Below are 26,187 nucleotides of genomic sequence, written 5' to 3' on the forward strand. Positions count from 1 at the left end.
CCAACAGGGAATGACGCTTCACACTAGCATCAGCCCGCCTGGCTTTCGCGCTCCAGTTCAGCAGGAACGAAAGGCACGGACTGGTCCGGTGCGAGGAAGGTCTGGCGGAAGGTGAAGGCCTCCGGCGTGGGGCCGGATTCACGCAACCGGGCCAGACGCGCCGCGGCTTCCTGGACATCGGGACGATGCCCCCTGGGAATCCACCAGAGCACCTGGTGCGTGGAGGAGACTCGCTCGAACCATTCCTTGCGCCGCTTCAGCATCTCGACATGGGCCGAGCGGTAGACGAAATCAGTGAGGCTGCCCACATCGCGCCAGACCGACAGGTTGACCAGGATTTCCGGGCCGAAAGGACGCAGGGAGGTGGCATCACCCTCCTCGTCCTGAAGCCGCCAGACATAGCCGGGCGACCGCTCGGCAAGGGCATTGACCGGTGCCAGATTGGCCACGAAATCGGCCATTTCGGGAGAATCCAGAGGCGCCTTCATCAAGGCAATATTCAGTTGGGCAAGCTCGTAGGTGTTCGACATGGGTTCCGTTCCCTTTCATCAAATGTGCGGCCCGCCCTTCGCTTCACCGTTGGCGGGCCGCATCCGGGCGTCACTTCTGCAGGGGGTCTTCCCAGAAATGGCGCTCGCTTTCTTCCATGACATCAGCCCGGGACAAACCAATGTCCTTGAGCATCGCATCGCTCATCCGCGACAACTGCTCGCGCTCGTGAGCCAGTTGCTCCCAGCGCCTTACCATGTGCCAGGCAGCGGCGAGCCAGCTTTCCCGATGAGGCTCATACCCAGCGTGACGTGAAGTACCGATAAAGCCGTGTTGACCTTTCATCTTGGTGTCCTCCCAGTGGGGATGGCGCCAGTTTCCAACCAGGACTAAGATCAATCCAACGAATGTTTCTGATGCAGAGCATCTCAGGATTTGATGAATGAACTACCCATCCATTGATACCGAATTGCTGCGCACCTTCGTTGCCATTGCGGATTACGGCGGCTTCACCCGTGCAGCCGAGATGGTCAACCGCACCCAATCAGCCGTGAGCATGCAGATGAAGCGGCTGGAGGAAGACGTGCTGCAGCGCGCGGTGTTCGAGCGCGACGGCCGCCAGGTCAAACTCACCGCCGAAGGGCAGATATTGCTGGGCTACGCGCGGCGCATCCTCAAGCTGCATGGCGAGGTGATGAACACCCTGCGCCAGCCGCACATGGTGGGCACAGTGCGCATCGGCACGCCGGATGACTACGTCATGCGCTTCCTGCCGGGCATCCTCTCGCGCTTCGCCCAGGCCTATCCGCTGGTGCAGGTGGAGGTGCATTGCGAATCCACGTCCCAGTTGCTGCAGCGCCAGGACCTGGACCTGTCCATCGTCACCCGCATGCCGGGGCATGAAATCGGTGAACTGCTGCGCCAGGAGCGCTTCGTCTGGGCCGAAGCCATCGGCTTCAGCCCCCACGAGCAATCGCCCATGCCGCTGGCCATGTTCAACAGTGACTGCTTCTGCCGCGCCTGGGCCTGCAACGCGCTGGACGCCATGGGCCGCGAGTACCGCGTCGCCTACACCAGCCCGAGCCTGTCAGCGATCATGGCCGTGGTGACCGCCGGCCTGGCAGTGACCGCACAACTGCAGAGCCTGATCACGCCGGAGCTACGCATCCTCGACGAGAGCGAGGGACTGCCCCAGCTGCCGCTGTGCAACATCATGCTGCTGCGCAATGAGCGCAATCAGTCGCCTGTGACCGACACCCTGGCCGAGCACATCATCGAAGGTTTCCGGATCTGACGCGTCACTTGACCGCCAGCAACACGGCACACAGCAGCAGGAACGCGCAGAACAGCGAGCGCAGTACGCGCTCCGGCAAGGCGTGCGCCATGCGGACTCCCCAACTGATGCTGAGCAGGCCACCCACTGCCAGCGGCAGCCCCATTGCCCAGTTCACATGATCGTGCAGACCGTAGGTGGCGAGGGTCACCGCGGTACTCGGCGCCGCCAGGGCCAGGGAAAGGCCCTGGGCCATGACCTGGCTGGTGCCGAAAACGCTGGTCAGCACCGGCGTTGCAATCACCGCCCCGCCAACGCCGAACAGGCCGCCCGCAGCACCTGCGATGCCGCCCAGCACCCCGAGCCAAGGCCAAGGGTGGCGCAATTCTGCGCTGGCCTGGGCCTTGGCCATGAACATCCGCGCGAAGTTGTACGCGGCAAGCGCCAGCAGGAAGACGACAAACGCCAGGCGCATGCTTTCCGCGTCGACCCGCACCGCGAACAACGACGCCAGCCAGGCGAAACCGAAACTGGTCGCCGCCAGCAGCAACGCATAGCGCAGGTCGATGCGGTTGCGCTGGTGATAGCGCCACAGCGCCAACAGCACATTGGGCACCACCATCACCAGGGCCGTGCCCTGGGCCAATTGCTGGTCAAGACCGAAGAGCACGCCAAGGGCGGGAATGGCGATCAGCCCGCCACCAATGCCGAAAAGTCCACCTACGGTGCCGAGCAACGCACCCAGCGCGATGTTCAGCACAAAAGCCAAAAGATCCATGCCACCTCCAATTCGATGGGAGGGATGCTACCGGCGCCCGGTTGTCGCGGAAACGCACAGCGGCGCACAATGGCTTTGCGTTTTTCGCATAGGCAAACCTGATGAACCCTGATGCCCTGACCGAGCAACTGGCCCTCTTCCTCGACGTTCTGGAGGCCGGAAGCTTTTCCGCCGCGGCGCGTCGCCACCCGCTCACACCCTCTGCCGTCGCGCGGCGCATCGATGCCCTGGAGCGCGCCCTGGGCAGCAATCTGTTCGTTCGCAACACCCATGCGGTGAAAGCGACGCCCGCTGGCCTGGCCTTTGCCGAACGGGCAAAACGGGTCTTGGCGGAACTGCGCCTGGCCCGCGCCGAAGCGGTGTCCCTGAGCAGCGCACCGGAAGGGCTGATCCGCATCGATGCGCCAAGTCCTTTCGGTCGCAGGCACCTGGCACCGGCCATTGCGGAGTTTCTCACCCACTACCCCGGCCTCGATGTGCAATTGCGGTTGATCGACAGCTTCATCGACATGCATGGCGAAAGCCTCGGTCAGGTGGACCTGGTACTGCGCATCGGCCCGCTCGCCGATACGCGCCTGGTTGCCACGCCACTGGCGCCACTGGTGCGGATTCTCTGCGCCAGCCCGGACTACCTGCGCCGTCGCGGCATCCCCCGCGATCCGCGCGAGCTGCCCGACCATGACGGCCTCGACTGGGACACGCTGGCACCGCCCTATGCCTGGCGCTTCGAAGTGGACGGCAAGCTCCAGCACATTCGACCGGGGCGCATGCGCATGACGGCCAACAACGCCGAGACCCTGCTCTTCAGTGCCGTGGCCGGCCACGGAATCGCCCACTTGCCGACCTGGCTGATCAGCGAACACCTGGTCCGGGGCGAGCTGGTGCCGCTGTTCTGCGAAGACGGCTTGCCGCCGCCGGAGCCCAGCGGTATCTATGCGCTGCGCCTGGAGGGAGAAGCCAGCTCGCGGAGCCGGCTGTTGCTGGACTTCCTCAAGAGTCGATTCGGCCCGGTGCCGCCCTGGGACCTCGCCCTGGGCGGCCTCGGTCGCGGCTGATCAACGCGGTAGCTGCACCACCCGCGTGCCCGCCAGCAGGTCATGCAGGCAACGGCGATCGGCGCGGAAGATGAACAGGTAATCCACCAGCACCAGGAGCACGCCCACGACCGGGATATAGGCCAGCAGCCACCAGAGCAGATATCGCTTGAGCAGCAGGTTGCCCAGTTCGGGCACCTGGCCATCGAGGGTGACGATGGCGATCTTCAGCAGCCGCTTGCCGAGCGTCTGGCCGAAGTTCTTGAGGAAATGCCCGTTGACCAGCAGGAACACCGCGATCCCGACCACGAGACTCAGCAACTGCTGGCCCAGGCTCGGTTCGATGCCCTGCTGGGCGGCGGCGAAGGTGCCCGAGAAATAGGCCACCGGTACGGTCACCAGGCTCATGATCAAGCCATCTATCAGCGCCGCAGCCAGGCGCGTCCAGCGTGAAGCGAGCAGAGGTTCGGCGGCACTGTTGACGGTGAGTTCCGCAGCGGGTGCCTGATAGGGGTTTTGCAGGTTGTCCATGACGCAGTCCTTGCAGTGGTTGACCGGGAAATTGTGGCCTACGCGAGAACACCTTGCTGCGCGATGGGAAGAATGAATTTTGCCCACGAAAGGCTTGCGCGCTAAATTGGTCACCATCACTGCCCATGGAGACCGACCATGTCCGATTCCACCTGCAAGGAGCTGCTGCTCGACAACCAGCTCTGCTTCGCCCTCTATTCGACCTCGTTGATGATGACCAAGGTCTACAAGCCGCTTCTCCAGGAGCTGGGCCTGACCTACCCGCAGTACCTCGCCATGATGGTGCTCTGGGAAGGAGACGGCATCACGGTCGGTGAAATCAGCAACCGCATGCTCACCGATCCCGGCTCCCTCACCCCCCTCCTCAAGCGTCTGGAAGCCGAAGGTTTCATCACCCGCACGCGCAGCAGCAAGGACGAGCGCGTGGTGGAACTGCGCCTTACCGAGCAAGGCCGTGTCCTGCAGGAGAAGGCCAGGAAGGTGCCGGCGTGCATTCTCGCGGCGACCGAACGTACGACGGATGAGCTGACCGTCCTCAAGGAAGACCTCGTGTCACTGCGCAACAGCTTGGGAAAGGCCGTCTGACGGCCTTATACCCATATCCTCACGGCGTTATTCCAAAGTCTTCCAACATTTATCTTGCGCGCTAAATAAATCGCGATTAATTTCTGCCTCACGCACTTACTTAGCGCGCAATATTTTAGCCAGCAAATTAAACAGACGGAGGAACACGCCATGAAATCGATCAGCACCGTAGTCGCAGGCAGCCTTCTCGCCCTCTCCGTGAGCCACGCGTTCGCCGCTGGCAGCCCGGGCGTCGAACGCAACACCCAGGCCTTCCTCGAAGCCCTGGCCGCCGGCGGTGGCCAGCCCCTGGAAACCCTGGCACCCAAGGATGCCCGCGCGGTGCTGGTAGGCGCACAGGCCAGTGTGAAGCTGGAGCTGCCGAAAGCCGATGTCAGCACGAAGACCATCGACGCTGATGGCCAGAAGATCGACCTGACCATCGTCCGCCCTGAAGGCGCCAAGGGTGAACTGCCCGTGTTCATGTTCTTCCACGGCGGCGGCTGGGTGCTGGGCGACTACCCGACTCACGAGCGCCTGATCCGTGATCTGGTGGCCAACTCCGGCGCGGTGGCTGTCTACGTCAACTACACGCCCTCCCCCGAGGCCAAATACCCGACCGCCATCAACCAGGCCTATGCCGCCACTAAATGGGTGGCCGAGCACGGCAAGGAGATCGGCGTGGACGGCAAGCGCCTGGCGGTGGCCGGCAACAGTGTCGGCGGCAACATGGCCGCAGTGGTCAGCCTGATGGCCAAGGACAAGGGCACGCCGAAGATCCGCTTCCAGGCGCTGCTGTGGCCGGTAACCGATTCGAACTTCAACAACGCCTCGTACAACCAGTTCGAGAACGGCCACTTCCTCACCCGCAACATGATGAAGTGGTTCTGGGACAGCTACACCGCTGACCCGAAACAGCGCGCCGAGATCTACGCCTCGCCGCTGCAGGCTTCGACCGAGCAGCTGAAAGGCCTGCCGCCGGCACTGGTACAGACCGCCGAGTTCGATGTACTGCGGGATGAAGGTGAGGCCTACGCCCGCAAGTTGGACGCCGCTGGCGTCGAGGTCACCTCGGTACGTTACAACGGGATGATTCACGACTTCGGCCTGCTCAACGTGCTGGCCAAGGTCCCGGGTACCCGCGCCGCCATGCTGCAAGCCGGCGAGGCGATCAAGGAACACCTTAAGTAAGAACCGCAGAAATGAAAAAGCCCGGCATCAGCCGGGCTTTTTCTTGTCCTGCCAGAAGGCTTAGGCCTTGACGCGGGACTTGTACTCGCCGGTACGGGTGTCGATCTCGATGGAATCACCGATTTCGCAGAAGGCGGATACTTGCAGCTCGGCACCGTTGTTCAGGCGAGCAGTCTTCATGACCTTGCCGGAAGTGTCGCCACGTACGGACGGTTCGGTGTAGGCGATCTCGCGAACGATGGTGGTCGGCAGTTCAACCGAGATCACGCGATCGTTGTAGAACACGGCTTCGCAGACGTCGGTCATGCCGTCTTCGATGAAGGTCAGGACGCCTTCCAGGTCGGCTTTCTCGATCTCGTACTGGTTAAACTCGGTGTCCATGAACACGTACAGAGGATCGGCGAAGTAGGAGTAGGTCACTTCCTTGCGTTCAAGGATGACCGGCTCCAGCTTGTCGTCGGCCTTGAACACAGTCTCGGTGCCGGCACCGGTCAGCAGGTTCTTCAGCTTCATCTTGACGACAGCGCTGTTACGGCCGGATTTGTTGAACTCGGCCTTCTGGATGACCCAGGGAGCGCCATTGATGTTGGCAACTTGGCCGGCGCGGAACTCTTGAGCGGTTTTCATACGAATATCCGATGTGGATTGGTGACAAAAAACAGGCCGCGTATCATAGCGGTTTTGTACAAATCTGCACCAGACCCGTCGCGAGGTCCGTGCGCGCGGCCTGCTGCCGGCACCAATGATCGGCATGCCGACTGACTTCCGGCCACTGCGCCAACAGCCCATTCCACGCCTCACCCATGCCCTCGCCCCGGTTCCACGCCCGCCAGCCCTCGGTCAGCGCAGTCGCCGCGGCCGACGACAGGCCACCGCAATAGAGGGTGAGGAATGCCTCGAGCTTGTCCCAGTGGGCATCTTCCTCCTGCTGGTAGATGTGCCAGAGCAGCGGCTTCCCCGCCCATTGGGCACGGACAAAGGAATCCTCACCGCGCACGGCATTGAAGTCGCAGCACCAGAGGATGCGGTCGTAATCGTCCTGGCTGACGAAAGGCAGGACCTGTATCGCCAGTTTTCCTCGACTGAAGCGAACGCCCGCAGTCAGCTTTTCCTCACCCAGCCAATGGGCGAGATCGGCCAGTACCCGACCGACGGGCACCAGCAGTTGCACCGGCCGATCGCCCGCTGCGAGGACGTCCAACCAACCGGCCAGGGCGGCATTCTCATAGGCGAACAGCGATATCAGTAGCGCGTCGTCGTCCAGCTCCACGCCGAGTTCTTCGAGGAAGGCCCGCCGCGCATCAGGATCGGTCAGGAACGCCTGGCGCCGCTCCAGCAGTCCGGACTCTCGCAGCAACCCGCCGGTGCCTTCGATGAAGCCGGGGAAGTAGAAAGCCTTCTGCAATCCATTGGCCTGGAACGACGGCAGGCCGTGGCAGCCGGCCACCCAGTCCTCGGCACTGAGGTACTCCAGGTTCAACCAGGTGGGCTTTTCCAGCCTCGCGGCCATGGCGTCCAGATAGGCGCCAGGGAGCTGGCAGGCAAAGGCCTCGATCACCACATCCGCCGTCTCGGCCGGCTGCCAGTCCTGGCGCCAGTGGCGGATTTCCACGCCCTGTTGCCACTGGCTATCCGCATCGGGGTCGGCCTGCGGACAGAGCGGCGCGAAGACGGCGGGCTCATCCACCCAGAGACGCACCGATTGGCCATGCTCGGCGACCAGTTGGCGAGCCAGCCGCCAGGTCACGCCGATGTCGCCAAAGTTGTCGACGACGTTGCAGAAGATGTCCCACTTCACGGTGCGTGATTCCCAGGAAAAAACGCAGTTTAACCAAGACCGGGGAGACAAAAACAAAATGCCCGCCATGAAGGCGGGCCAAGGGGAGCATGGTGCCGAAAAGGGGTTGCGTGGCGCGGGGCTCAGGCCGCCAGTCGATAGGGCGTGCCTTCGCGACGGGCCAGTTCCAGCTGCCAGATCGCCTGGTTGGCGCCGGCCGCGTCACGGGACGTGAAGGGACCGGAACGCATCACCCCATCCACTACCACGAACCAGCAAGCCATATGGCCAGCGGTCCTGAGGGCTTCCGGAACGGCAGTCCCGACCAGGGACATGACATCAACGTGGGACATGGCCTCACCTCCATCACTTTGCATGGGGAAAGCCTATGGGACGGGTTCGACCAATAGAAATCAGTTGCTTCAATAGTGGCTATCCGAAACAGCAATTGTCCGGACGAACTGGACAGCACCGAAATGGCGCGGCTAGATTGGTGGCTCATAGCCATTAGCCGTGGATGGCGCTCCCCCTGACAGGATGTCAAGCGATGCTCTCCCCCGCCTGCATTGCCTTCGCTCGCACCCTGCCTCTCCTTCGACCACTCGATACGAGGCGTCTGCCATGAACAGCTCCATCAAAGGCTTCTTCAATGACCTCAGCGTCCGCCAGAAGCTGCTCACCGGATTCGGCCTGGTACTCGCCATCACCTTGCTGGTGGCCTGGACCAGCTGGCGCGCACTGGAAGGCGCCTTGCACCGCTTCGACATCCTGCTGCGGGTCAACGACATCGATACCAAGCTCTATCAGGTGCGCCAGCACGAGAAGGACTTCATCATTCGCAGTGATGAACAGGCCATCGACAATGCGCTGCAGATCATCGGGGAGATCCAGGGCATCGCCGACAACACCCTCAAGGTGATGACCGTTCCCAAGACCATCGACCTGATGAAGCAGATTCAGACCGATCTCGGCCAGTACCAGCAGAACCTGACGGGACTGGCGGAAATGGAGAAGAACAAGCGCAGCGCCCAGCAGAACATGGAGCAGGCAGCCCGAGAGGCGCTCAAGCAGTTCGATGAACTGGAGCAACACCTGACCCAGGAAGCCCTCCAGCAAATCCGTGAGAGCGGTGATGAAGACGGCATTCGCGCCCTGGAAAGCGCGACCCATGCGTCCGGCATGGCCAAGGACGTGCTCACCGCACGGCGGCACGAGAAAGACTTCGTCATGCGCCGCGACGGCCAGTACGCCGACAAGCTCAACGCCTTGTTCGACGCCCTCGACAGCCGCGCCAACGAACTGGCCACACGCATCAGCGAACCCTCCGCCCGCGAGGACCTGGATTCAGCGCGCAAGCAGATCGCACGCTACCGCAGTGAATTCGCCAACCTGCGCCAGAGCATCCAACTCCACGCCGATTCCGAGTCCACCCTCACAACGCGCGCCAAGGGCATTTCCGGCTCCTCCACCGACGCGCTCAACATTCAGATGCAGTTGCTGGAAGCCGATGCACATCAGGCCAAGACCATCCTGGCCACGGCAGCCGCCATCGGTTTCGTGGTCGGATTGCTGTCCGCCCTGGTCATTGCCCAGTTGATCGTGGTCCCCCTTCGCCAGGCCGTACAACAGGCCCGCAAGGTAGCCGCTGGCGACCTGACCTCGGACATCCGCAGCGATCGCAAGGACGAGCTCGGTCAATTGATGCAGGCCATGCAGGACATGACCGAGGGCCTGCGCAGCCTGCTCAAGCGTCTTGGCAGCGGAATCGAGCAGTTGGCCACGGCCGCGGAGGAGATGTCCGCCGTCACCGAACAGACCAGCGCCGGTGTGACCCAGCAGAAGATGGAAACCGAGCAGGTGGCTACCGCCATGAACCAGATGGTCGCCACCGTCCAGGACGTCGCCCGCAACGCCGAATCCGCCGCCGACTCCGCCAGCCATGCCGATCGCCAGGCGCAGCACGGAACCGCGGTCGTCCAGCAGGCCATCGAGCGCATCGAACACCTGGCACAGGCCATCGAGCAGTCGGCCGGGGCCATCGAGCGGCTCAAGCACGACAGCACCAACATCGGCACCGTGCTCGACGTGATCAAGAGCATTGCCGAGCAGACCAACCTGCTTGCCCTCAATGCCGCCATCGAAGCCGCGCGAGCCGGGGATGCCGGCCGTGGCTTCGCCGTCGTCGCCGACGAAGTACGCGCCCTCGCCCGCCGAACCCAGGAATCCACCACGCAGATCGAGCAACTGGTCAGCACCTTGCAGGACGGTGCCCAGGGCGCGGTGGACATGATGGGCCGCAGCCGCACCCAGGCCGGCCATACGGTGGATGCTGCCAAGGAGGCCGGAACTGCGCTGGAGGCCATCAACCACTCGGTCTCCAGCATCCAGCAGCTCAACCAGCAGATCGCCACTGCCGCCGAGCAGCAGAGCGCCGTGGCCGAAGAGATCAACCGCAGCGTCACCAGCATCCGTGACGTGGCCGAGCAGTCCGCGGCGGCCACCGAGGAAACCTCAGCCGCCAGCATCGACCTCGCCCGCCTCGGCGGTGAACTGCAGACCGAGGTCAACCGCTTCCGTCTGGCCTGAATGCAAAAGCCCCCTGCCCGCTCGTGCGGCCAGGGGGCAAACCAGAGACAACCTGGCGCCGTCAGGAAGGCGGCCCCGTGGCCCAGAACCACATCTTCAGCCAGCCCCGCCACGCCGCATCACGACCTGCGGCACGAAACCCATCACACCCTGTGCAGCCTGAGCTACCGGGCGGTGGTATCGCGGGTGGCGGACTGGCCCCGTCCTTGCGGGTTTTCCTCATTATCCTTGAGCGCCCTTGGCAATCCGTTGGTTGCGGACTACCATAATCACGTTTCGCACACTATGCAAACACGATAAGTGAGCCAAGTACGCTTCATTCCGTCATTAAGATTCGCGGCATGAACACGCTTGGATCGCGCATTGCGCACTACAGAAAGCTGAAAGGACTCTCTCAGCAGGCCCTGGCCAACGAGTGCGGCTGGGAATCACAATCCCGTATCGGCAACTACGAGCGGGATACCCGCGAGCCCTCGTTCGAAGACCTCAAGCGCATCGCCAAGGCGTTGGAGGTCACGCTCAACGACCTGCTCAATCCCGTTATGCAGATCGCCGAATCCAAAGAGGGCCGTTATGGCCCGGAACAAACACTGAGCCCGCGCTCCCGCCAGGTGCTCGACCGTCTCAACCGCGCCGCCAGCGAAGGCCGCCTGGTCGAACAGGACCTGGTGCTGCTGGAACAGATCGCCCGACGCCTGGAAAAGCCGGCCGATTGATCGATCCTTTTCGCCGGCTACCTGTCTCAAGGACATGGGGGATCCGATCCCCGCGCCCGAGAGGTAACGCGCATGCTCGCCAAAGTCGTGAAGATCGCCTTGCTGGCTGTGCTGCTCGCCAGCAACAGCGGCTGCATCATCCATCATTACGATGACGACGACCGCCGAGGTGGCTGGGACGACCACCGGGACGACGATGACCGAGACCGGGATGGCCATAGGAAAGGTCACCGATAAGTAACGATAAGCCCCGCGATCGCGGGGCTTTTTCTGAGATCTTCTGCAGTTTTCGCGACCGGGTGTATAGTCGATCACCCCCGATCTCCCAGCGAGCGGTTGCCCATGGCTGCCTCCTCTCCCGGAATCTCCAGACGCCAGGTACTCAAGGCTTTCGCCGCCCTCGGCGCGGCCCTGGTCACGGGCGATGTCCTGGCCGCCCGGATCGAGACGACGCTGCGTCCCCGCAACCTTCATGCGCGCCTGCTAAATCGTGATCGCCACCTGCGTCTGGAACGCCCGGCCTCAGGGGAAGTCGCCACCTTCTGTTACTTCCGCAAGGGCAAGGGCTGGGACCTGAAAGGCTATCGCCAGGGCTGCCGCATCCTGCGGGACGTGAAATACAAGAGCACGGTGAAGATCAACGTCAAATTGCTCGACCTGCTATTCCTCATCCAGGCCTGGCTGCGCATCAACAAGCTCCCCACCCGCATCCTGGTGAACAGCGGCTACCGCACCCCGCAGCACAACGCCACCCTGGAAGGCGCCGCCCGGCAGTCCCTGCACATCCGCGGCATGGCCGCCGACATCCGCATCCCCGGCGTCAGCGTCGAACGGCTGGGCAAGCTGGTTCGCGCCATCGGTGCCGGAGGCGTGGGCTTCTATCCATCCAAGGGGTTCATCCACGTGGACGTCGGCCGCGTCAGGACCTGGCGCGCTGCCGCCCTGGTGGAGCCGGGGCAGGAAGAATGGGCCCTGGCCGTGCTGGACCAGGGCGAGCACTTCGCCTGACTTCAGTCGAAGTCAGCGCAGTCGGCGCAAACGAACTGACCCCGCCGATCGGTGCGCTCGGTCAGTTCGCCGCAGTAATCGCACTCTCCATCCACGACGTCGAGCGGATCGGCGTCTTCGTCGTCGAAGCACTCGTCGTCCAGGTCATCGTCGTTGTCGAGCAGATGATCGTGTTCGGGTTCGTGGAGATCGAGATCGTCGTCCATAGCACCGCACCAGGTGGAAATTCGAAAAGCCGCGGACTATAGCGCCGAGGCTGAGCTATCGCCAGGCGGCGCGCCCAACGGTGATGGCAGACCGAATGCCGGACCAAGGGTCACGGCCCACGCAAAAAAAAAGCCCCGCATGAGGCGGGGCTTTTTTCTGAGCGGCTCTTACAGAGCGCGAACCTGCTCAGCCTGCGGGCCTTTGGCACCGGCAGTGACGATGAAGCTTACGCGCTGGCCTTCGTCCAGGGACTTGTAGCCGTCGCCTTCGATCTGGCGGAAGTGTACGAACACGTCCGGACCCTGCTCGGGGGTGATGAAGCCGAAGCCTTTTTCAGAGTTGAACCACTTGACGGTACCGTTTTGGCGGGTGGACATGATGCTGTCTCCAAGGTGTAGGAATACGTGGCAGGCAAAAACCTGGCCGGTGACTGTATGCGTAGTGAAGGGTGCCGAGGAGATGGAACATCGAAAGGACAGAACATCAAAACGGTGCCGCAAGACTGAGCAGGCAGTGGGCGAAGAATACAGGGTTCGTCAGGATTGAAAAGTAATTTCTGGGCCTGGCCATTCTCGACCCGTTTGGCCAGCTGGCCGATTTTACGGGTTGACCGAATGGGGAGCCTGTATAGTCAGGGACTGAGCCTCGCTTCCGAGGGCTCACAAATCAAAGGTGCCCTCATGTCTGACAACCCATCAAGCCGCGCCAGATCCGAGCTGGACGAACAGACCAGGGCCTTTCTGTCGAAGGGCGGAGAGATCACCGAGGTCCCGACCGGCAAGACCGGATGGAATACCGGCCGCCAGAAGTCACAGTGGACAAAAGGACAGGCGAAGAAGCCGGAAGAATGATGAGAAAGCGAGCCAAAGGCTCGCTTTTTTCGTCAGGGGTGCTCGCGACGTCCACTGCCTGCTCCCGGGACAGCCATCAATCGCCCTCCCCCATCAGCGCCTGCAGGCGCTGGCGCAGCCAGCTTTCCGCCGGATCGCTGTCGAGCATGCTGAGCCAGACCATGTCCAGGTCCAGTTCAGGGGTCTCGAAAGGCAGCGCTTCGTAACGCAGCTGGCCGGACGAGGCCATGGCCTCGGCGATGTAGTCGGGCAGGCTGACCAGCAGGTCGGTATCCGCCAGCAAGGCCGGCAAGGCGCTGAACTGCGGAACCGACAACACCACCCGGCGCGTGCGCCCAACCGCCTGCAACCAGTCATCCGCCAACCCGTGGGTACTGGCGGTGTGGGACACCTGGACGTGCGGCCGGGCGCAATACTCGTCCAGGGTCAGGGGTGCGCCGTCCAGGTCCGCTCGCAGCACCTTCGGGGAGACGCGGCGCAGGCGCTTACAGCGGGCGTTGGCCGGCAGGTCGCGGGTCTGGGTGATACCCACGGTGATCTCGCCATTGGCCAGCAGCTCTGGAATCCGCCAGTAGTTGGCGTGCTGGACCACGATCACGATGTTCGGCGCTTCATTGCGCAATGTCCGTAGCACTGGCGGCAGCAGTGCGAACTCGACATCGTCCGACAACCCGATACGGAAAGTCATGTTGCTGGTGGCCGGATCGAACTCGTGGGTCAGGCTGAGCGCCACGGACAGCGCATCCAGCGCCGGCGACAGGTGCCGGGAGATCATCTCGGCGCGGGCGGTGGGCTCCATGCGGTGACCGACGCGGACGAACAGCGGGTCGTTGAACAGCGCGCGCAGGCGATTCAGGGCTGCACTGATAGTGGGCTGGACGAGAAACAGCTTTTCCGCGGCCTTGGTGACATTGCGCTCCTGCATCAGCGTCTCGAACACCACCATCAGGTTGATGTCGGCCTTGCGCAATTCGTTGCGATTCATACCCCGCTCCTCTCGTCGTTCGCAGTTGCCCCGCCGTGGAAACACCCGTGGCAGAGCGTCCGGCCGGCGCTTTGATGGCGCAGCATGGAAACTCGCGCAAGCATCGGAAGCGAAACACACTGTTGCGCGATTTCGCCCTTGAAGCGCATCCAGCCGAATGATTAGATAGCATCCTAATAGATAGCTAGCATTCTTTGTATATGTCTGTCGAAACCCTTCATCTGCAAGTCAGCAGCCGCCTGGTCATCAGCGGACGCAATTGGCGGCGTATCTGCCAGATCAACCTGTCGAAGTTCGGTATCAGTGAAGCCTGTTGCGGGCCCTTGCTGATGATCGGCCGGCTGGGCGGTGGCGTGCGCCAGGTGCAATTGGCCCAGGCCATCGGCATCGAGGGGCCTTCCCTGGTGCGCCTGCTCGATCAGTTGTGCAGCGCCGGCCTGATCGAACGCCAGGAAGATGCCAGCGACCGCCGCGCGAAGACGCTCAGCGTCACCCGTGCCGGACGCGAGCTCAGCGAGAAGCTGGAGAACGAACTGATTCTGCTGCGCAGCCAGGCCCTGGCGCATTTGTCGACTGAGGACCTGCAAGCCGCTCTGCGCGTATTCGACGCCTTCGACCAGTTCAGCCAGGCCCATTGATCGTGCTCAACCTGCCCCCCGCCCGCGACTGGTTCTACTCGATCAAGGTCTTCGCCGCTTCCATGCTGGCGTTGTACATCGCCCTGTACATGCAACTGCCCCGCCCCTACTGGGCCATGGCGACGGTGTACATCGTCGCCAACCCCTTCGTCGGGCCCACGAGTTCCAAAGCCCTGTACCGCGCGCTCGGGACCCTGCTCGGCGCCAGTGCCGCCGTATTCATCGTGCCACTGCTGTCCCAGCAACCGCTGTTGCTGAGCCTGGTGGTGGCGTTCTGGACAGGCGGCATGCTGTTCCTTTCGATGCATGTGCGCACCGCCGACAACTACGCGCTGATGCTGGCCGGCTACACCATGCCGATGATCGCCCTGCCGGTGGTGGACAACCCCCAGGCGGTCTTCGACCTCGCCTACTCGCGTTTTCTGGAGATTCTCCTGGGCATCATCTGCGCCAGCGTGGTCGGCAGCCTGTTCTGGCCCAGCCGGCTGGCCCCGGTGCTGGCCGGCAACGCCAAGCGCTGGTTCGGCGACGCCCGCGACTACTGCGCCCTGCAATTGCAGCGCCCGCGTGACCTGCAACGACTGGTACAGCTGCGCGCCAACATGGTCACCACCTTCAACGGCCTGGAACTGATGATCGGCCAGTTGCCGCATGAGGGCGCGCACCCGCGTGTCGTGCGCAACGCCCGCGAGCTTCGCGAACGCATGGCCCTGCTGTTGCCGGCGGTGGACACCCTGCACGACAGCCTGATCGCCTTGCGGGAAAAGGCGCCGCACCTCGCCGCGCGGCTTGCCCCGAGCCTGCATGCCTGCCTCGACTGGTTGCAGGGCGAGGCGGACGACGAGACGCGCACCCGTCTCCGCCTGGAGCTGGACACCTTGCAGCCGGATATCAGCACCCTGGGTGATGCCGGCCAGTCGCTGCTCAGCAGCACCCTCTATCGCCTGCGGCAGTGGCTCGACCTCTGGCAGGACTGCCGCGACCTGCATCAGCGGCTGGACAAGGACGACAATTCTCCGTGGACATCGGTCTACCGCCATTGGCACCTGGGCAGTGGCGCGCGTTTCTTCGACCGCGGCCTGATGCTGTACTCCGTCGCCTACATCATCCTCGGCATCTTCGTCGCCACGCAGCTATGGATCTGGCTGCAATGGACCGATGGCGCCAGCGCCGTGGTCCTGGCCGCCGTGGCGTGCTGCTTCTTCGCCACCCTCGACGAACCGGCGGTGCAGATCAGGCGCTTCTTCGTCTGGACCAGCTTCAGCGTGGTGCTGGCCAGCCTCTACCTCTTCCTCGTGCTGCCCAACGTCCACGACTTCCCGCTGCTGGTACTGGCTTTCGCCGGCCCCTTCATCTGCGTCGGCACCCTGACCGTGCAACCCCGTTTCTACCTGCCGACACTCCTGATCGCGGTGAACACGGCCACCTTCATCAGCATCCAGGGCGCTTACGAAGCCAACGTCCAGGTCTTCCTCAACAGCAACCTGGCCGGCCCCATCGGCCTGCTGTTCGCCTTCCTCTGGACCCTGGTGTTCCGCCCCTTCGGCGCCGAGTTGCTGGCCCGGCGCATGACCCGTTCCAGCTGGCAGGACCTCGCCGACATGAGCCGCGCCGACACCCTCGTGGCCCAGCGCCGACTCGCCGGACGCCTGCTCGACCGCTTCGCCCAGCACCTGCCGCGCCTGAACCTGAGCGGCCAGGACAGCAGCGGCGCCGAGCGCGAACTGCGCATCGCCTACAACCTGCTGGACATCAAGGCCCACCAGGGCCGGCTGCCTGAAGACCTGCAACGACCGCTGCAGCTGGTGGTGCGCGGTGTCGGCCGGCACTTCCGGCGCAACCTGCGCAGCGCCGTCGCCCGTGACGTGGCGCCGTCGCTGCTGAACCTGATCGAACACGCCCGCCAGGCCGTGGCCGCTGCCGCGCCGCAGCATGGAGAGGACGCATTGGCCGTCCTGCACGCCCTGGCCGGGCTGGAAATCGCCTTGCGTCCGGCACTTGCCGCGCCGCCGGTACAAGGCACGGAACAACCCATCCCCGCGGGCCTGGACGGAGCAGCGCTGTGATCGGCGACATCAATATCTTCGGAGTCTTCCTGCCCACCGCACTGGTGCTGATGCTCCTGGCCTACCTAGTCTACCTGCCGCTGCAGAAGCTGCTCAATGCCCTGCATGTCTATCGCCTGGTCTGGCACCGCGCCCTGTTCAACATCGCGCTGTACGCCGCCCTGCTGGGCACCCTCGAACATTTCAGCCGAATCCTGATGCAATCATGAAACGACTCGCGTTTTCCTCCGCCCGCCTGCTGGTCACCCTGCTCGCCGTTGCCGTCGCCGCCGTCCTGATCTGGCAGATGGTCAGCTATTACCTGTTCGCACCCTGGACCCGCGATGGCCACATCCGCGTGGACGTGGTCCAGGTGGCGCCCGATGTTTCGGGTTTGATCGACAAGGTGGAGGTCCATGACAACCAGCCGGTCAGCAAGGGCCAGGTGCTGTTCGTCATCGACCAGGCGCGTTTCAAGGTCGCCCTTCAGCAAGCGCAAGCCATGCGCGACGACCGCCGCGAAACCCTCGCCCAGGCGCGCCGGGAGCAGGCACGCAATCGCACCCTGGGCCGACTCGTCGCCCAGGAAATCGCCGAGGCCAGCGATTCTTCCGTGCTGCGTGCCAGCGCCGCGCTGTCCGAAGCCGAAGCCACGGTGGAAGGGGCAAAGCTCAACCTCGCCCGCACCGTCATCACCAGCCCGGTGGACGGCTACCTGAATGACCGGGCGCCGCGCACGGGTGAATTCGTCAGCGCCGGGCACAACGTGCTGTCGGTGGTGGACAAGGATTCCTTCCACCTGGACGGCTACTTCGAAGAAACCAAGCTCGGGCAGATCCAGGTCGGCCAGGCCGTGGACATCCGCGTGATGGGCGACGGGCGCCGCCTGACCGGCCGCGTGCGCAGCATCGCCGCCGCCATCGAGGACCGCGACCGCACCAGCGGCGCCAACCTGCTGCCCAACGTCAACCCGGCCTTCAGCTGGGTGCGCCTGGCCCAGCGGGTTCCGGTGCGCATCCTGTTCGATGAGGTACCGGACGACTTCCGCATGGTGGCCGGGCGAACCGCCACCGTGTCCATCCTCGAAGCGCCGGTGCAGCCATGAGATTGCGCCTGCTCGCCGCCAGCACCAGCCTGGCCCTGAGCCTCTCCGCCTGCCAGGTGGTCGGCCCTGACTACGCACTGCCCGAAGACGCCGCGATCAACCGGGCCGACGCCCAGGGAGAACTCGCCACACGCGACGCACCGGTTATCTCCGCGCCGGTGCCCGCTGACTGGTGGCGCCTGTACCACGCACCGGAGCTCGAACGCCTGGTGGAACAGGCGCTGGCTGCCAACACCGACCTGCGTGTGGCCGCTGCCAACCTCGGCCGCGCCGCCGCTCAGGTGACGGAAGCGGAAGATCGCGGCGGCTTCGAGGAATCCCTCAGCGCCGACCTGCAGCGCACCCAGGTCGCCGGCCAACAGTTCCTGCTGATGGAAAAAGTGCCGGTGGTGAACTTCGCCAACCTCAATGCCAGCCTGTCCTATCAGTTCGACCTGTTCGGCAAGCTCCAGCGCGGCGTCGAGGCCTCCCGCGCCGATGCCGACGCGGCGCAGGCGGCCGCCGACCTGGTGCGCATCAACGTGGTGGCGCGGGTGGTGAGTGCCTATGCGCAGGTCTGCTCGGCCAATGAAGAACGCGAGGTAGCCCAGCACTCCCTGGACCTGCAGCGCCAGAGCCTGGAACTCACCGAGCAGCTGCACGCCGCCGGGCGCGGCAACGAAACCGAAGTGACGCGCTCGGCCACCCAGTTCAAATCACTGCGCGCCGCCCTGCCGCGCTACACCGCCGCCCAGCAGGCCGGCATCTACCAACTGGCCATGCTCACTGCCCAGCCGGCATCGGCGTTGCCACCAGGCGTCACCAAATGCCGTCATCTGCCCGAACTCACCCAGCCGCTGCCAGTGGGCAATGGCGCCGAACTGCTCAAGCGCCGGCCGGACATTCGCCAGGCCGAGCGCCAGCTCGCTGCCGCCACCGCTCGCATAGGCGTGGCCACCGGTGAGCTGTACCCGGACATCAGCATCGGTGCCTCGACGGGCCTGATCGGCATCCTCGATGACATGGGCGATCCCTCCACCCAGCACTGGGGCTTCGGCCCGCTCATCCACTGGAACATTCCCACCACCGGCGCCCGTGCCCGGGTACAGCAGGCGGAAGCCGCGACCCAGGCATCGCTCGCGCATTTTGACGGCGTGGTACTCAATGCCCTGCGGGAAACCCAGACAGCCCTCGCCCAGTACGCCGCCGCCCTTCAGCAGCACGCGGCACTGGATGAAACCGCCCGCTCGGCGCAGCTGAGCGCCGAACAGACCCACGCGTTCTACCAAGCCGGCCGCGAATCCTTCCTGGCCGAACTGGAAGCCCAGCGCACCCAGGCGCAAGTCGCCGAGCAACTGGCCGCCAGCCAGAGCCAGGTCGTCCAGGCGCAGATCGGCCTGTTCATGGCCCTGGGCGGTGGCTGGCAGCAGGCTACGGCAGCCCTCTCTTCTCCCTGAAGAAGAGAGGGCTCACTCGCGCTTCATCCGTAGGAGCGAACTCTGCTCGCGAAGCCCCCCGCTAAACGGGACCACTGCGCCCGCCTAACGCTACCCTCTCCCCAGCCCCCTCACCCAACCCACGGTTTCCCGACCCACCTACCCCTCCGGGGTGGGCCATTCTTGCCGACCTTCTGTTGAACTCTGCGCGATTGATTTCGCAACCTTCGGAGTTCTCCATGAGCCTCAACAGAATCGGCGTGATAGGTGCCGGCACCATGGGCAGCGGCATTGCCCAGGTCTGCGCCTCCGCTGGCCTGCACGTCACCCTGATCGATGTCACCGAATCTGCCCTGGCCCGTGGTATGACGGCCATGGACGAAGGCCTGCAGCGCCAGGTCCGCAAAGCGAGGATCTGCGAAGGCGAGCGCGAAGCGACACTGGCGCGCGTGCAGGCCACCACGGACTACGCCAGCCTGGCCGACGCCGACCTGGTGATCGAAGCCGCCACCGAGAACCTCGACCTCAAGCTGCGCATCCTGCGGCAGATCGATGCGGTGGTTTCAGGCCATGCAGTGATTGCCACCAACACCTCGTCCATTTCCATCACCCAGCTGGCCGCCGTGCTGGAACGCCCCGAGCGCTTCATCGGCGTGCACTTCTTCAATCCCGTGCCGGCCATGCAGCTGCTGGAGCTGATTCGTGGCTTGCAGACGTCCAGCCAGACCCACGCCGCAGTGGAAGCCTTCGCGAAGGCGGTCGGCAAGACCGCCATCAACGTAGACAACGCCCCCGGATTCGTCGTCAACCGCATCCTCATCCCGATGATCAACGAGGCCGTCTTCGTGCTCCAGGAAGGCCTGGCCAGCGCCCGCGACATCGACACCGGCATGCAGTTGGGTTGCAACCACCCCATCGGACCGCTGGCCCTGGCCGACATGATCGGCCTCGACACCCTGCTCGCCATCATGCAGGTCCTGCACGAAGGTTTCGGCGATCCCAAGTACCGCCCTGCCCGCCTGCTCAAGGACCTGGTCGCCGCCGGCCACCTCGGTCGCAAGAGCGGCCGCGGCTTCCACAGCTACTGACACGCCCCTCGAGGTTTCAGCCATGAGTGAATACAGCGCCCCCCTGCGCGACATGCAGTTCGTCCTCAACGAACTGGGATACCTGGAACAAGTGAGTGAGTTGCCTGGCTGCGAAGAGCTGGGTGCCGATCTCGTCGATGCCATCCTCGGTGAGGCCGGCAAGTTCGCCCAGGGCGTGCTCTCGCCCCTGAACGTCATCGGTGACCGTGACGGCGCGCGCTGGCACGAAGGCGAAGTGACCACCGCAAAAGGCTGGCACGAGGCCTACGGCCAGTTCGTCGACGGCGGCTGGAACGCCCTCTCCTGCCACCCGGAATTCGGCGGCCAGGGCCTGCCGCGACTGATTTCCGCGCTGGTGGAAGAAATGTGGAACGGCGCCAACGTTTCCTTCGGCCTGTGCCCCATGCTCACCCGCGGCGCCATCGAAGCCATCGAGCTCTGCGGGTCTTCCTACCTGAAGGAAACCTACCTGCCGAAGATGATCAGCGGCGAATGGACCGGCACCATGAACCTGACCGAGCCCCAGGCCGGTTCGGACCTCGCTGCCGTGCGCAGCCGCGCCGAGCCCCAAGGCGACGGCACCTACCGCGTGTTCGGCCAGAAGATCTTCATCACCTATGGCGAGCACGACCTGACCGACAACATCGTGCACCTGGTGCTGGCCCGCGTTCCGGGCGCGCCGGAGGGTGTGAAAGGCATTTCGCTGTTCGTGGTGCCGAAGTTCCTGGTGAACCCCGATGGCAGCCTGGGTGCACGCAACGACGTGCGCTGCGCCTCCATCGAACACAAGCTGGGCATCCATGGCAGCCCCACCGCCGTACTGGCCTTCGGTGACAACGAAGGCGCCCTGGGCTGGCTGGTGGGCGAAGAGAATCGCGGGCTGGAATACATGTTCATCATGATGAACGCCGCGCGCTTCTCCGTCGGTATCGAAGGGATCGGCCTGTCCGAGCGTGCCTACCAGCGTGCACTAGCCTACGCCCGTGAGCGCGTTCAAGGCACCGAGGCCGGCGCGAAGAGTCGCGACAAGGTGGCGATCATTCGCCATCCGGACGTTCGCCGCATGCTGCTGTCGATGAAAGCCCGCACCGAGGCGATGCGCGCCATCGCCTGCGAAGTCGCCACCGCAATGGACTGCGCCGAACGCCACCCCGACCCCGCACGCCGCGAGGAATCGCAAGCCTTCGTCGACCTGATGATCCCCGTGGTCAAGGGCTGCGGCACCGAGAACGCGGTGGATATCGCTTCCCTGGGCGTGCAGATCCATGGCGGCATGGGCTTCATCGAGGAAACCGGTGCCGCCCAGCATCTGCGGGACGCACGCATCACCACCATCTACGAAGGCACCACCGGCATCCAGGCGTCCGACCTCGTCGGCCGCAAGATCGCCCGCGATGGCGGCAAGGCCATCGGGCTGGTGACCAAGCGGATGCGCTACGTCATGGAGCGCCTCGTCTGGGCCGATGATCCTCAGCTGCAGGACATCGCCAGCGCTCTCGCCACCTCCGTGGTATCGCTGAACGCGGCGGTCGAGTTCATCGTCGAGAACTTCAATGGTCAGGCACCCCGCGTCCTGGCTGGCGCCGTGCCTTTCCTGGAGCTGTTCGGCACCGTGGCCGGTGGCTGGCAGATGGCCCGCGCCGCGCTTGTCGCCCATGAGCAGCTCAAGGCGGGAACCGTCGAGCAGGACTTCTATCGCGGCAAGCTGCAGACCGCGCGCTTCTACGCCGAGCACCTGCTGCCGCGCGCCGAAGGGCTGTCGCGGATCGTGATCCAGGGCGGCGATGCGATCCTGGAAATGGACGACACGTTGTTCTGAGTTTCCACCGCCCGTTCATGGCGGGCGGAGGAAGGGGCCGGCGAGTGTCGACCGCCGGTACGGAGCTTCGGCCGTCCTCGTGACGGCCTTTTTTTCGACCCAACCCCGACGCACCCACCGCACCTGTAGGAGCGGGCTTGCCCGCGAACAGTCCGAGCACAACCCTTCGCGAGCAAGCTCGCTCCTACACCAGCAACGCTCCGGTCCAACCCCGGCCCACACGCGGCACCCGTAGGAGCGAGCTCTGCTCGCGAAAATTCCGAGCGCGGTCTTTCGCGAGCAAGCTCGCTCCTACGTGAAGCTCGCTACGGTTCTGTAGGTTGTGGCTGAGCGCCGCGAAGCCCAACGCGCAGCCTACCGGGAGCCGCTGGGTTTCGCCCCGCTCTTTCAGCCCCTGGATCGGCTATCGGTCGGCCGCCACTCACGAACACGGAGTGCGGCATCGCCTTCCGGGCGGTAGGCGTGGCAGGTGCCGATGGCCCAATGGGTGGGCATCTCGAAATCGGGGTCGCGGGCGGCGCGCTCGCGCAAGCGCTTCTGCACCACGGGCGCCAGGGTCTGAATGGCGGTCGTAGCCATGGGACCGAGCAGTTCGGTGAGGTGCGTGCAGCCCTTCATGCCGCCAACCCGCTCGGCCACGCGCTTCTTGAACCCCGGGCCGATGCTGACTCCCACCAACGCGGCATAGGCCTGGTTGATATGGCTGCACACGGGCGTGGGTGCCTGTTCGGAAACGGCTTCGATCCGCTGGATCACCAGCTTGCGGTCGAGGGTCATGCGGATAAGCATCTGGTGCAGCACACCGTTGGCGGGAATGACCCCATAGGGGAACTCGGTGTCGACCCCCTTGGTATCCAGCAGCCGTCCCTCGATCTCGAACAGCCCGTCGTCGCGTTCATAACCGGTGCAGGTCACCTGGCGGGTGTGCAGCAGACGACGGCTGACAGTGTTTTCTTCCATGCAACAGTCTCCTTGAAAGAAGGGGCGCATGTGCGCCCCGTCAGTCGCATCAGACGTTGCCGATGCCGCCACCGCAGACCAGGACCTGGCCGGAGACGTAGTCGGATTCCGGGATGCAGAACAGGTATACCGCACCTGCCGCCTCCTCGGTATTGCCCGGACGGCCCAGCGGGATCATGGTCTTCGACTGTTCGACGATGGCCGGGCTGATGCCCACCTTGATCTCGCGGCCTTCGATGTTGATGTAGTTCGGGTCGCCTTCCACTGGCTGGGTCTGGCGGGTCTCGATGTGGCCGAAGGCAACGGCGTTGACGTTGACCTTCATGCGGCCCCACTCCTTGGCCAGGCACTTGGTCATGCCCAGCACGCCGGCCTTGGCCGTGGAGTAGTTGACCTGGCCCGGGTTACCGCCAGCCGAAGTCGAGGCGATGTTGACCACCTTGCGGTTGACCACGCGACCCTCGGCGGCTTCTTTCTTGGCCATGGCACTGATGATCGGCTGGGCGGCGCGCAGGATGCGGAACGGCGCGGTGATGTGGCAGTCGATGATCGCGTACCACTGCTCGTCGCTCATTTTCTGGATCACGTTGTCCCAGGTGTAGCCGGCGTTGTTGACGATGATGTCGATGCCACCGTAGCTGTCCACCGCAGTCTTGACGAAGCGGTCGGCGAAATCGACGGCGGTGACGCTGCCAACGCAAGCGACGGCTTCGCCACCAGCGGCGCGGATTTCCGCGACCACTTCCTCGGCCGGGCCGGCGTCCAGGTCATTGACCACCACGCGGGCGCCATCAGCGGCCAGTTTCAGGGCGACGCTGCGGCCTATGCCACGGCCAGAACCGGTGACCAGGGCGACTTTACCTTCGAGCTTTTTCATGGGTTGTTCCTTGTTCTTCTGGGGTTCAGGCGAGGGCCACGACGGCTTCGCCGATCAGTTTTTCTTCGCCGTACTGGTTGCCGCAGCGAATCGCCAGGCGCACGCGCCGTTCGCCATCGGCCTCGAATTTTTCGATGACCTTGCCGCTGCAGGTGGGAACGTGGCCCAGCTGGGTGATGCCGGTGAAGCGCACCGACAGGCTGCAAATCTGCGTCTGCGACACCCAGCCGGTGAGCAGACGGCCGAGGTACGCCACCGAGAGCATGCCGTGGGCAAACACATCGGGCTGGCGCGCCTTGCGGGCGAAGTCGAGATCGATATGCACCTGGTTGTGGTCACCGGATGCGCCGGCATACAGGGCCAGCGTGGTGCGGTTGACCGCGGGCAGCGTCAGCGGCGGCAGCTCAAAGCCAATCTGCAGCTCGTCGAATAAGGGAAGGCTCATTGCACGATCCTCAGCGCTGCACGAGGGAGGAACGGATGTCGGCGATGTGCCGGCCGTCCTGGTTGGTAACCCGGGTCTCCTGGACCACGAAGGTCAGCGCCCCACCCTTCTTCTCGTAGACGTCCACTACCCGCGTATCGAAGGTCAGCACGTCGCCGGCATAGGCCATGCCGTGATAGGTGAAACCCTGCTCGGCATGCAGGATGCGCCCGAGGTCGAAGCCGAAGATGCCTTCGACGATATGGTCGGAGTCGCGCCCTTCGGCTTCCAGGCACATCAGGAAGCTCGGCGGCACCGGCAATCCGGGATGCCCGGCCGACCTGGCAGCGGCTTCGTCGGTGTAGACCGGATCGGTCTCGCCGATGGCCTTGGCGAAGAAGCGCAGGCGGCCCTTCTCCACGTCGGCGGTGGTCACTCCCAGGGAACGGCCGATCAGACTCTTGTCTGCCATGTCATGGAGTCCTCGAGTGAATTGAAACGCGCGCCCGCGAGGGGCGCGCACTGGCTTCAGCCGCGACCGAAGAGGGTCACGATGCCGGCGCCGCCCAGGCCCAGGTTGTGCTGCAGGGCGTGCTGCAGGCCCTCCACCTGGCGGGCTCCGGCGGTGCCGCGCAGCTGATGGGTCAGCTCATAGCACTGGGCCAGGCCGGTGGCGCCCAGCGGGTGGCCCTTGGAGAGCAGGCCGCCGGACGGGTTGACCACCACCTGGCCGCCATAAGTGTTGTCGCCATCCATCACGAACTTCTCGGCGCCGCCTTCCGGGCAGAAACCCAGGCCTTCATAGGTCAGCAGTTCGTTGTGGGCGAAGCAGTCGTGCAGCTCGCAGACACGGATATCTTCAGGACCAACGCCAGCCTTTTCGTACACCTCGGTGGCGGCCTGACGGGTCATGCCGACGCCGACGATGCTGATCAGCGACGGCGGGTCGAAGGCTTCCGGCTTATCGGTCACCAGGGCCTGGGCCAGGATGCTCACGTCGGTACGCAGGCCGTGCTGCTTGGCGAAGCGCTCGGATACCACGATGGCTGCGGCACCGCCGCACGTGGGCGGGCACGCCATCAGGCGGGTCATTACGCCGGGGAAGATCACCTGGTCGGCCATCACTTCCTCGGTGGTCACCACCTTCTTGAATACCGACAGCGGGTTGTTGGCGGCATGGCGGCTGGCCTTGGCGCGAATGGCGGCGAAGGTTTCCATCTTCGTGCCGTACTTCTGCATGTGTTCGAGACCGGCGCCGCCGAAGAACTTGAGGGCGTCAGGCATATCGCGGCCCTGCGGGAAGATCGCGTCGGCCACGTCGTGGCCCTTGCCGTAGGTGATCGGGCGGTCGAGCCAATGGGACTTCAGGGCGCCGGGTTGCATCTGCTCGAAGCCGAAGGCCAGGGCGCAATCCACCGCACCGCTCTCCACCGCCTGGCGAGCCAGGTAAAGCGCAGTGGAACCGCTGCCACAGTTGTTGTTGACGTTGATCACCGGGATGCCGGAGAGGCCCACCTCGTAAAGGGCCGACTGGCCGCTGGTGGAGTCGCCATAGACGTACCCGGCGTAGGCCTGCTGGACCTTGCCGTAATCCACGCCGGCATCCTGCAGCGCCAGGCGGATGGCCTGGGCGCCCATCTCGATATAGGTACCGCTCTGGCCAGGCTTGGCAAACGGAATCATGCCGACACCGGCGACAAACACTTTCTGCGACATCACTTTCTCCAGGTTCAGGTGACAAGGTCCGGGCTGCGTGCCTGTCTTCGACGGCAATGGCAGCACTCCTTGGACCGATGGTTGCGCAGCGACGAACAGCCACGCCCCCC

31 protein-coding genes and 1 pseudogene are annotated in these 26,187 nt (G+C 64.2%); 17 read left to right on the plus strand and 15 right to left on the minus strand.

Annotation, left to right across the window (positions count from 1 at the left end):
- Positions 1-29: 29 nt before the first annotated feature.
- Positions 30-530, minus strand: a complete 501-nt coding sequence (locus DM872_RS29910; RefSeq protein ID WP_179062766.1) for a DUF3291 domain-containing protein — start codon at positions 528-530, stop codon at positions 30-32.
- Between the two features lie 70 nt (positions 531-600).
- Complete coding sequence (locus DM872_RS29915) at positions 601-834, minus strand: DUF1127 domain-containing protein (protein ID WP_179062767.1); 234 nt, start codon at positions 832-834, stop codon at positions 601-603.
- A gap of 97 nt (positions 835-931) precedes the next feature.
- On the opposite strand from DM872_RS29915, the gene DM872_RS29920 reads away from it, so the two are divergent.
- Positions 932-1,783 (plus strand): LysR substrate-binding domain-containing protein, encoded by an 852-nt coding sequence (locus DM872_RS29920; protein ID WP_077523099.1) that lies wholly within the window; start codon positions 932-934, stop codon positions 1,781-1,783.
- 4 nt (positions 1,784-1,787) lie between these two features.
- On the opposite strand, the gene DM872_RS29925 is transcribed toward DM872_RS29920, so the two are convergent.
- Positions 1,788-2,540: a sulfite exporter TauE/SafE family protein gene (locus DM872_RS29925; protein WP_179062768.1), complete on the minus strand. Its 753-nt coding sequence runs from the start codon at positions 2,538-2,540 to the stop codon at positions 1,788-1,790.
- A 101-nt stretch (positions 2,541-2,641) separates the two neighbouring features.
- Here DM872_RS29925 and DM872_RS29930 point away from each other — a divergent pair, with 101 nt between their 5' ends.
- Positions 2,642-3,595 (plus strand): LysR family transcriptional regulator, encoded by a 954-nt coding sequence (locus DM872_RS29930; RefSeq protein ID WP_179062769.1) that lies wholly within the window; start codon positions 2,642-2,644, stop codon positions 3,593-3,595.
- On the opposite strand, the gene DM872_RS29935 is transcribed toward DM872_RS29930, so the two are convergent.
- Positions 3,596-4,105: an RDD family protein gene (locus DM872_RS29935; protein WP_179062770.1), complete on the minus strand. Its 510-nt coding sequence runs from the start codon at positions 4,103-4,105 to the stop codon at positions 3,596-3,598. It abuts the gene before it with no gap.
- Positions 4,106-4,243: 138 nt separating this feature from the next.
- Here DM872_RS29935 and DM872_RS29940 point away from each other — a divergent pair, with 138 nt between their 5' ends.
- Both DM872_RS29940 and DM872_RS29945 read left to right on the plus strand, forming a co-directional pair.
- Positions 4,244-4,690 carry a MarR family winged helix-turn-helix transcriptional regulator gene (locus DM872_RS29940; RefSeq protein WP_179062771.1) on the plus strand — a complete coding sequence of 149 codons (447 nt, stop codon included), beginning with the start codon at positions 4,244-4,246 and terminating at the stop codon, positions 4,688-4,690.
- 150 nt (positions 4,691-4,840) lie between these two features.
- The gene (locus DM872_RS29945) at positions 4,841-5,860 is read left to right on the plus strand and encodes an alpha/beta hydrolase (RefSeq protein WP_179062772.1); all 1,020 of its coding nucleotides are present in this window, start codon (positions 4,841-4,843) and stop codon (positions 5,858-5,860) included.
- Between the two features lie 60 nt (positions 5,861-5,920).
- On the opposite strand, the gene efp is transcribed toward DM872_RS29945, so the two are convergent.
- The 3 genes from efp to DM872_RS29960 all read right to left on the minus strand — a co-directional run bounded on the left by efp (position 5,921) and on the right by DM872_RS29960 (position 7,990).
- Positions 5,921-6,487 (minus strand): elongation factor P, encoded by a 567-nt coding sequence (gene efp, locus DM872_RS29950; RefSeq protein WP_179062773.1) that lies wholly within the window; start codon positions 6,485-6,487, stop codon positions 5,921-5,923.
- 43 nt (positions 6,488-6,530) lie between these two features.
- A complete protein-coding gene (gene earP, locus DM872_RS29955; protein ID WP_373273753.1) occupies positions 6,531-7,658 on the minus strand; it encodes an elongation factor P maturation arginine rhamnosyltransferase EarP in 1,128 nt (375 codons plus the stop codon).
- A 122-nt stretch (positions 7,659-7,780) separates the two neighbouring features.
- Positions 7,781-7,990, minus strand: a complete 210-nt coding sequence (locus DM872_RS29960; protein ID WP_179062775.1) for a hypothetical protein — start codon at positions 7,988-7,990, stop codon at positions 7,781-7,783.
- A gap of 268 nt (positions 7,991-8,258) precedes the next feature.
- On the opposite strand from DM872_RS29960, the pseudogene DM872_RS31090 reads away from it, so the two are divergent.
- From DM872_RS31090 to DM872_RS29980, 5 genes and pseudogenes are all read left to right on the plus strand, one after another.
- Positions 8,259-9,362, plus strand: a pseudogene (locus tag DM872_RS31090) (methyl-accepting chemotaxis protein); the annotation flags it as partial.
- Positions 9,363-9,506: 144 nt separating this feature from the next.
- Positions 9,507-10,223: a methyl-accepting chemotaxis protein gene (locus DM872_RS31095; RefSeq protein WP_444860454.1), complete on the plus strand. Its 717-nt coding sequence runs from the start codon at positions 9,507-9,509 to the stop codon at positions 10,221-10,223.
- Positions 10,224-10,564: 341 nt separating this feature from the next.
- On the plus strand, positions 10,565-10,939 hold the full coding sequence (locus DM872_RS29970) for a helix-turn-helix domain-containing protein (RefSeq protein WP_077523367.1): 375 nt from the start codon (positions 10,565-10,567) through the stop codon (positions 10,937-10,939).
- A 72-nt stretch (positions 10,940-11,011) separates the two neighbouring features.
- Complete coding sequence (locus tag DM872_RS29975) at positions 11,012-11,176, plus strand: hypothetical protein (RefSeq protein WP_179062777.1); 165 nt, start codon at positions 11,012-11,014, stop codon at positions 11,174-11,176.
- A gap of 105 nt (positions 11,177-11,281) precedes the next feature.
- The gene (locus DM872_RS29980) at positions 11,282-11,947 is read left to right on the plus strand and encodes a YcbK family protein (protein WP_179062778.1); all 666 of its coding nucleotides are present in this window, start codon (positions 11,282-11,284) and stop codon (positions 11,945-11,947) included.
- 2 nt (positions 11,948-11,949) lie between these two features.
- Here the strand turns inward: DM872_RS29980 and DM872_RS29985 are convergent, their stop codons facing one another.
- Together DM872_RS29985 and DM872_RS29990 are read right to left on the minus strand one after the other, a co-directional pair.
- On the minus strand, positions 11,950-12,153 hold the full coding sequence (locus DM872_RS29985; RefSeq protein WP_077523371.1) for a hypothetical protein: 204 nt from the start codon (positions 12,151-12,153) through the stop codon (positions 11,950-11,952).
- Positions 12,154-12,321: 168 nt separating this feature from the next.
- The gene (locus DM872_RS29990) at positions 12,322-12,531 is read right to left on the minus strand and encodes a cold-shock protein (protein WP_179062779.1); all 210 of its coding nucleotides are present in this window, start codon (positions 12,529-12,531) and stop codon (positions 12,322-12,324) included.
- 303 nt (positions 12,532-12,834) lie between these two features.
- Here DM872_RS29990 and DM872_RS29995 point away from each other — a divergent pair, with 303 nt between their 5' ends.
- Positions 12,835-13,005, plus strand: coding sequence for a hypothetical protein (locus DM872_RS29995; protein WP_179062780.1), 171 nt, complete (start codon positions 12,835-12,837; stop codon positions 13,003-13,005).
- 76 nt (positions 13,006-13,081) lie between these two features.
- Here the strand turns inward: DM872_RS29995 and DM872_RS30000 are convergent, their stop codons facing one another.
- The gene (locus tag DM872_RS30000; protein ID WP_179062781.1) at positions 13,082-13,990 is read right to left on the minus strand and encodes a LysR substrate-binding domain-containing protein; all 909 of its coding nucleotides are present in this window, start codon (positions 13,988-13,990) and stop codon (positions 13,082-13,084) included.
- Positions 13,991-14,190: 200 nt separating this feature from the next.
- Between DM872_RS30000 and DM872_RS30005 the strand changes: the two genes are divergently transcribed.
- From DM872_RS30005 to DM872_RS30035, 7 genes are all read left to right on the plus strand, one after another.
- Positions 14,191-14,628: a MarR family winged helix-turn-helix transcriptional regulator gene (locus DM872_RS30005; RefSeq protein ID WP_179062782.1), complete on the plus strand. Its 438-nt coding sequence runs from the start codon at positions 14,191-14,193 to the stop codon at positions 14,626-14,628.
- Entirely contained in the window at positions 14,625-16,694 is a 2,070-nt protein-coding gene (locus DM872_RS30010; protein ID WP_179062783.1) for an FUSC family protein, read from the plus strand. Before DM872_RS30005 ends, DM872_RS30010 begins: the two co-directional genes overlap by 4 nt.
- A complete protein-coding gene (locus tag DM872_RS30015; protein WP_077523383.1) occupies positions 16,691-16,903 on the plus strand; it encodes a DUF1656 domain-containing protein in 213 nt (70 codons plus the stop codon). Before DM872_RS30010 ends, DM872_RS30015 begins: the two co-directional genes overlap by 4 nt.
- Positions 16,900-17,778 carry an efflux RND transporter periplasmic adaptor subunit gene (locus DM872_RS30020; protein WP_179062784.1) on the plus strand — a complete coding sequence of 293 codons (879 nt, stop codon included), beginning with the start codon at positions 16,900-16,902 and terminating at the stop codon, positions 17,776-17,778. Before DM872_RS30015 ends, DM872_RS30020 begins: the two co-directional genes overlap by 4 nt.
- Complete coding sequence (locus tag DM872_RS30025) at positions 17,775-19,214, plus strand: efflux transporter outer membrane subunit (RefSeq protein ID WP_179062785.1); 1,440 nt, start codon at positions 17,775-17,777, stop codon at positions 19,212-19,214. The genes DM872_RS30020 and DM872_RS30025 overlap by 4 nt, the downstream gene beginning before the upstream one ends.
- A gap of 218 nt (positions 19,215-19,432) precedes the next feature.
- Positions 19,433-20,281 (plus strand): 3-hydroxybutyryl-CoA dehydrogenase, encoded by an 849-nt coding sequence (locus DM872_RS30030; protein ID WP_179062786.1) that lies wholly within the window; start codon positions 19,433-19,435, stop codon positions 20,279-20,281.
- A gap of 22 nt (positions 20,282-20,303) precedes the next feature.
- The gene (locus tag DM872_RS30035) at positions 20,304-22,100 is read left to right on the plus strand and encodes an acyl-CoA dehydrogenase C-terminal domain-containing protein (RefSeq protein ID WP_179062787.1); all 1,797 of its coding nucleotides are present in this window, start codon (positions 20,304-20,306) and stop codon (positions 22,098-22,100) included.
- 387 nt (positions 22,101-22,487) lie between these two features.
- Here DM872_RS30035 and DM872_RS30040 read toward each other — a convergent pair whose 3' ends face one another.
- From DM872_RS30040 to DM872_RS30060, 5 genes are read right to left on the minus strand one after another with little or no spacing between them, the layout of a single operon-like run.
- Positions 22,488-23,060, minus strand: coding sequence for a DUF2889 domain-containing protein (locus DM872_RS30040; RefSeq protein ID WP_179062788.1), 573 nt, complete (start codon positions 23,058-23,060; stop codon positions 22,488-22,490).
- A 49-nt stretch (positions 23,061-23,109) separates the two neighbouring features.
- Positions 23,110-23,937 (minus strand): SDR family NAD(P)-dependent oxidoreductase, encoded by an 828-nt coding sequence (locus DM872_RS30045; protein ID WP_179062789.1) that lies wholly within the window; start codon positions 23,935-23,937, stop codon positions 23,110-23,112.
- A 25-nt stretch (positions 23,938-23,962) separates the two neighbouring features.
- Positions 23,963-24,382 carry a MaoC family dehydratase gene (locus DM872_RS30050; RefSeq protein ID WP_179062790.1) on the minus strand — a complete coding sequence of 140 codons (420 nt, stop codon included), beginning with the start codon at positions 24,380-24,382 and terminating at the stop codon, positions 23,963-23,965.
- Positions 24,383-24,392: 10 nt separating this feature from the next.
- Positions 24,393-24,833 (minus strand): MaoC family dehydratase N-terminal domain-containing protein, encoded by a 441-nt coding sequence (locus DM872_RS30055; RefSeq protein WP_179062791.1) that lies wholly within the window; start codon positions 24,831-24,833, stop codon positions 24,393-24,395.
- Between the two features lie 56 nt (positions 24,834-24,889).
- Positions 24,890-26,077, minus strand: a complete 1,188-nt coding sequence (locus DM872_RS30060) for a lipid-transfer protein (RefSeq protein ID WP_179062792.1) — start codon at positions 26,075-26,077, stop codon at positions 24,890-24,892.
- Positions 26,078-26,187 lie beyond the last annotated feature (110 nt).

Source organism: Pseudomonas taiwanensis, assembly GCF_013393345.1.
Taxonomy (GTDB): Bacteria; Pseudomonadota; Gammaproteobacteria; order Pseudomonadales; family Pseudomonadaceae; genus Metapseudomonas; species Metapseudomonas resinovorans_C.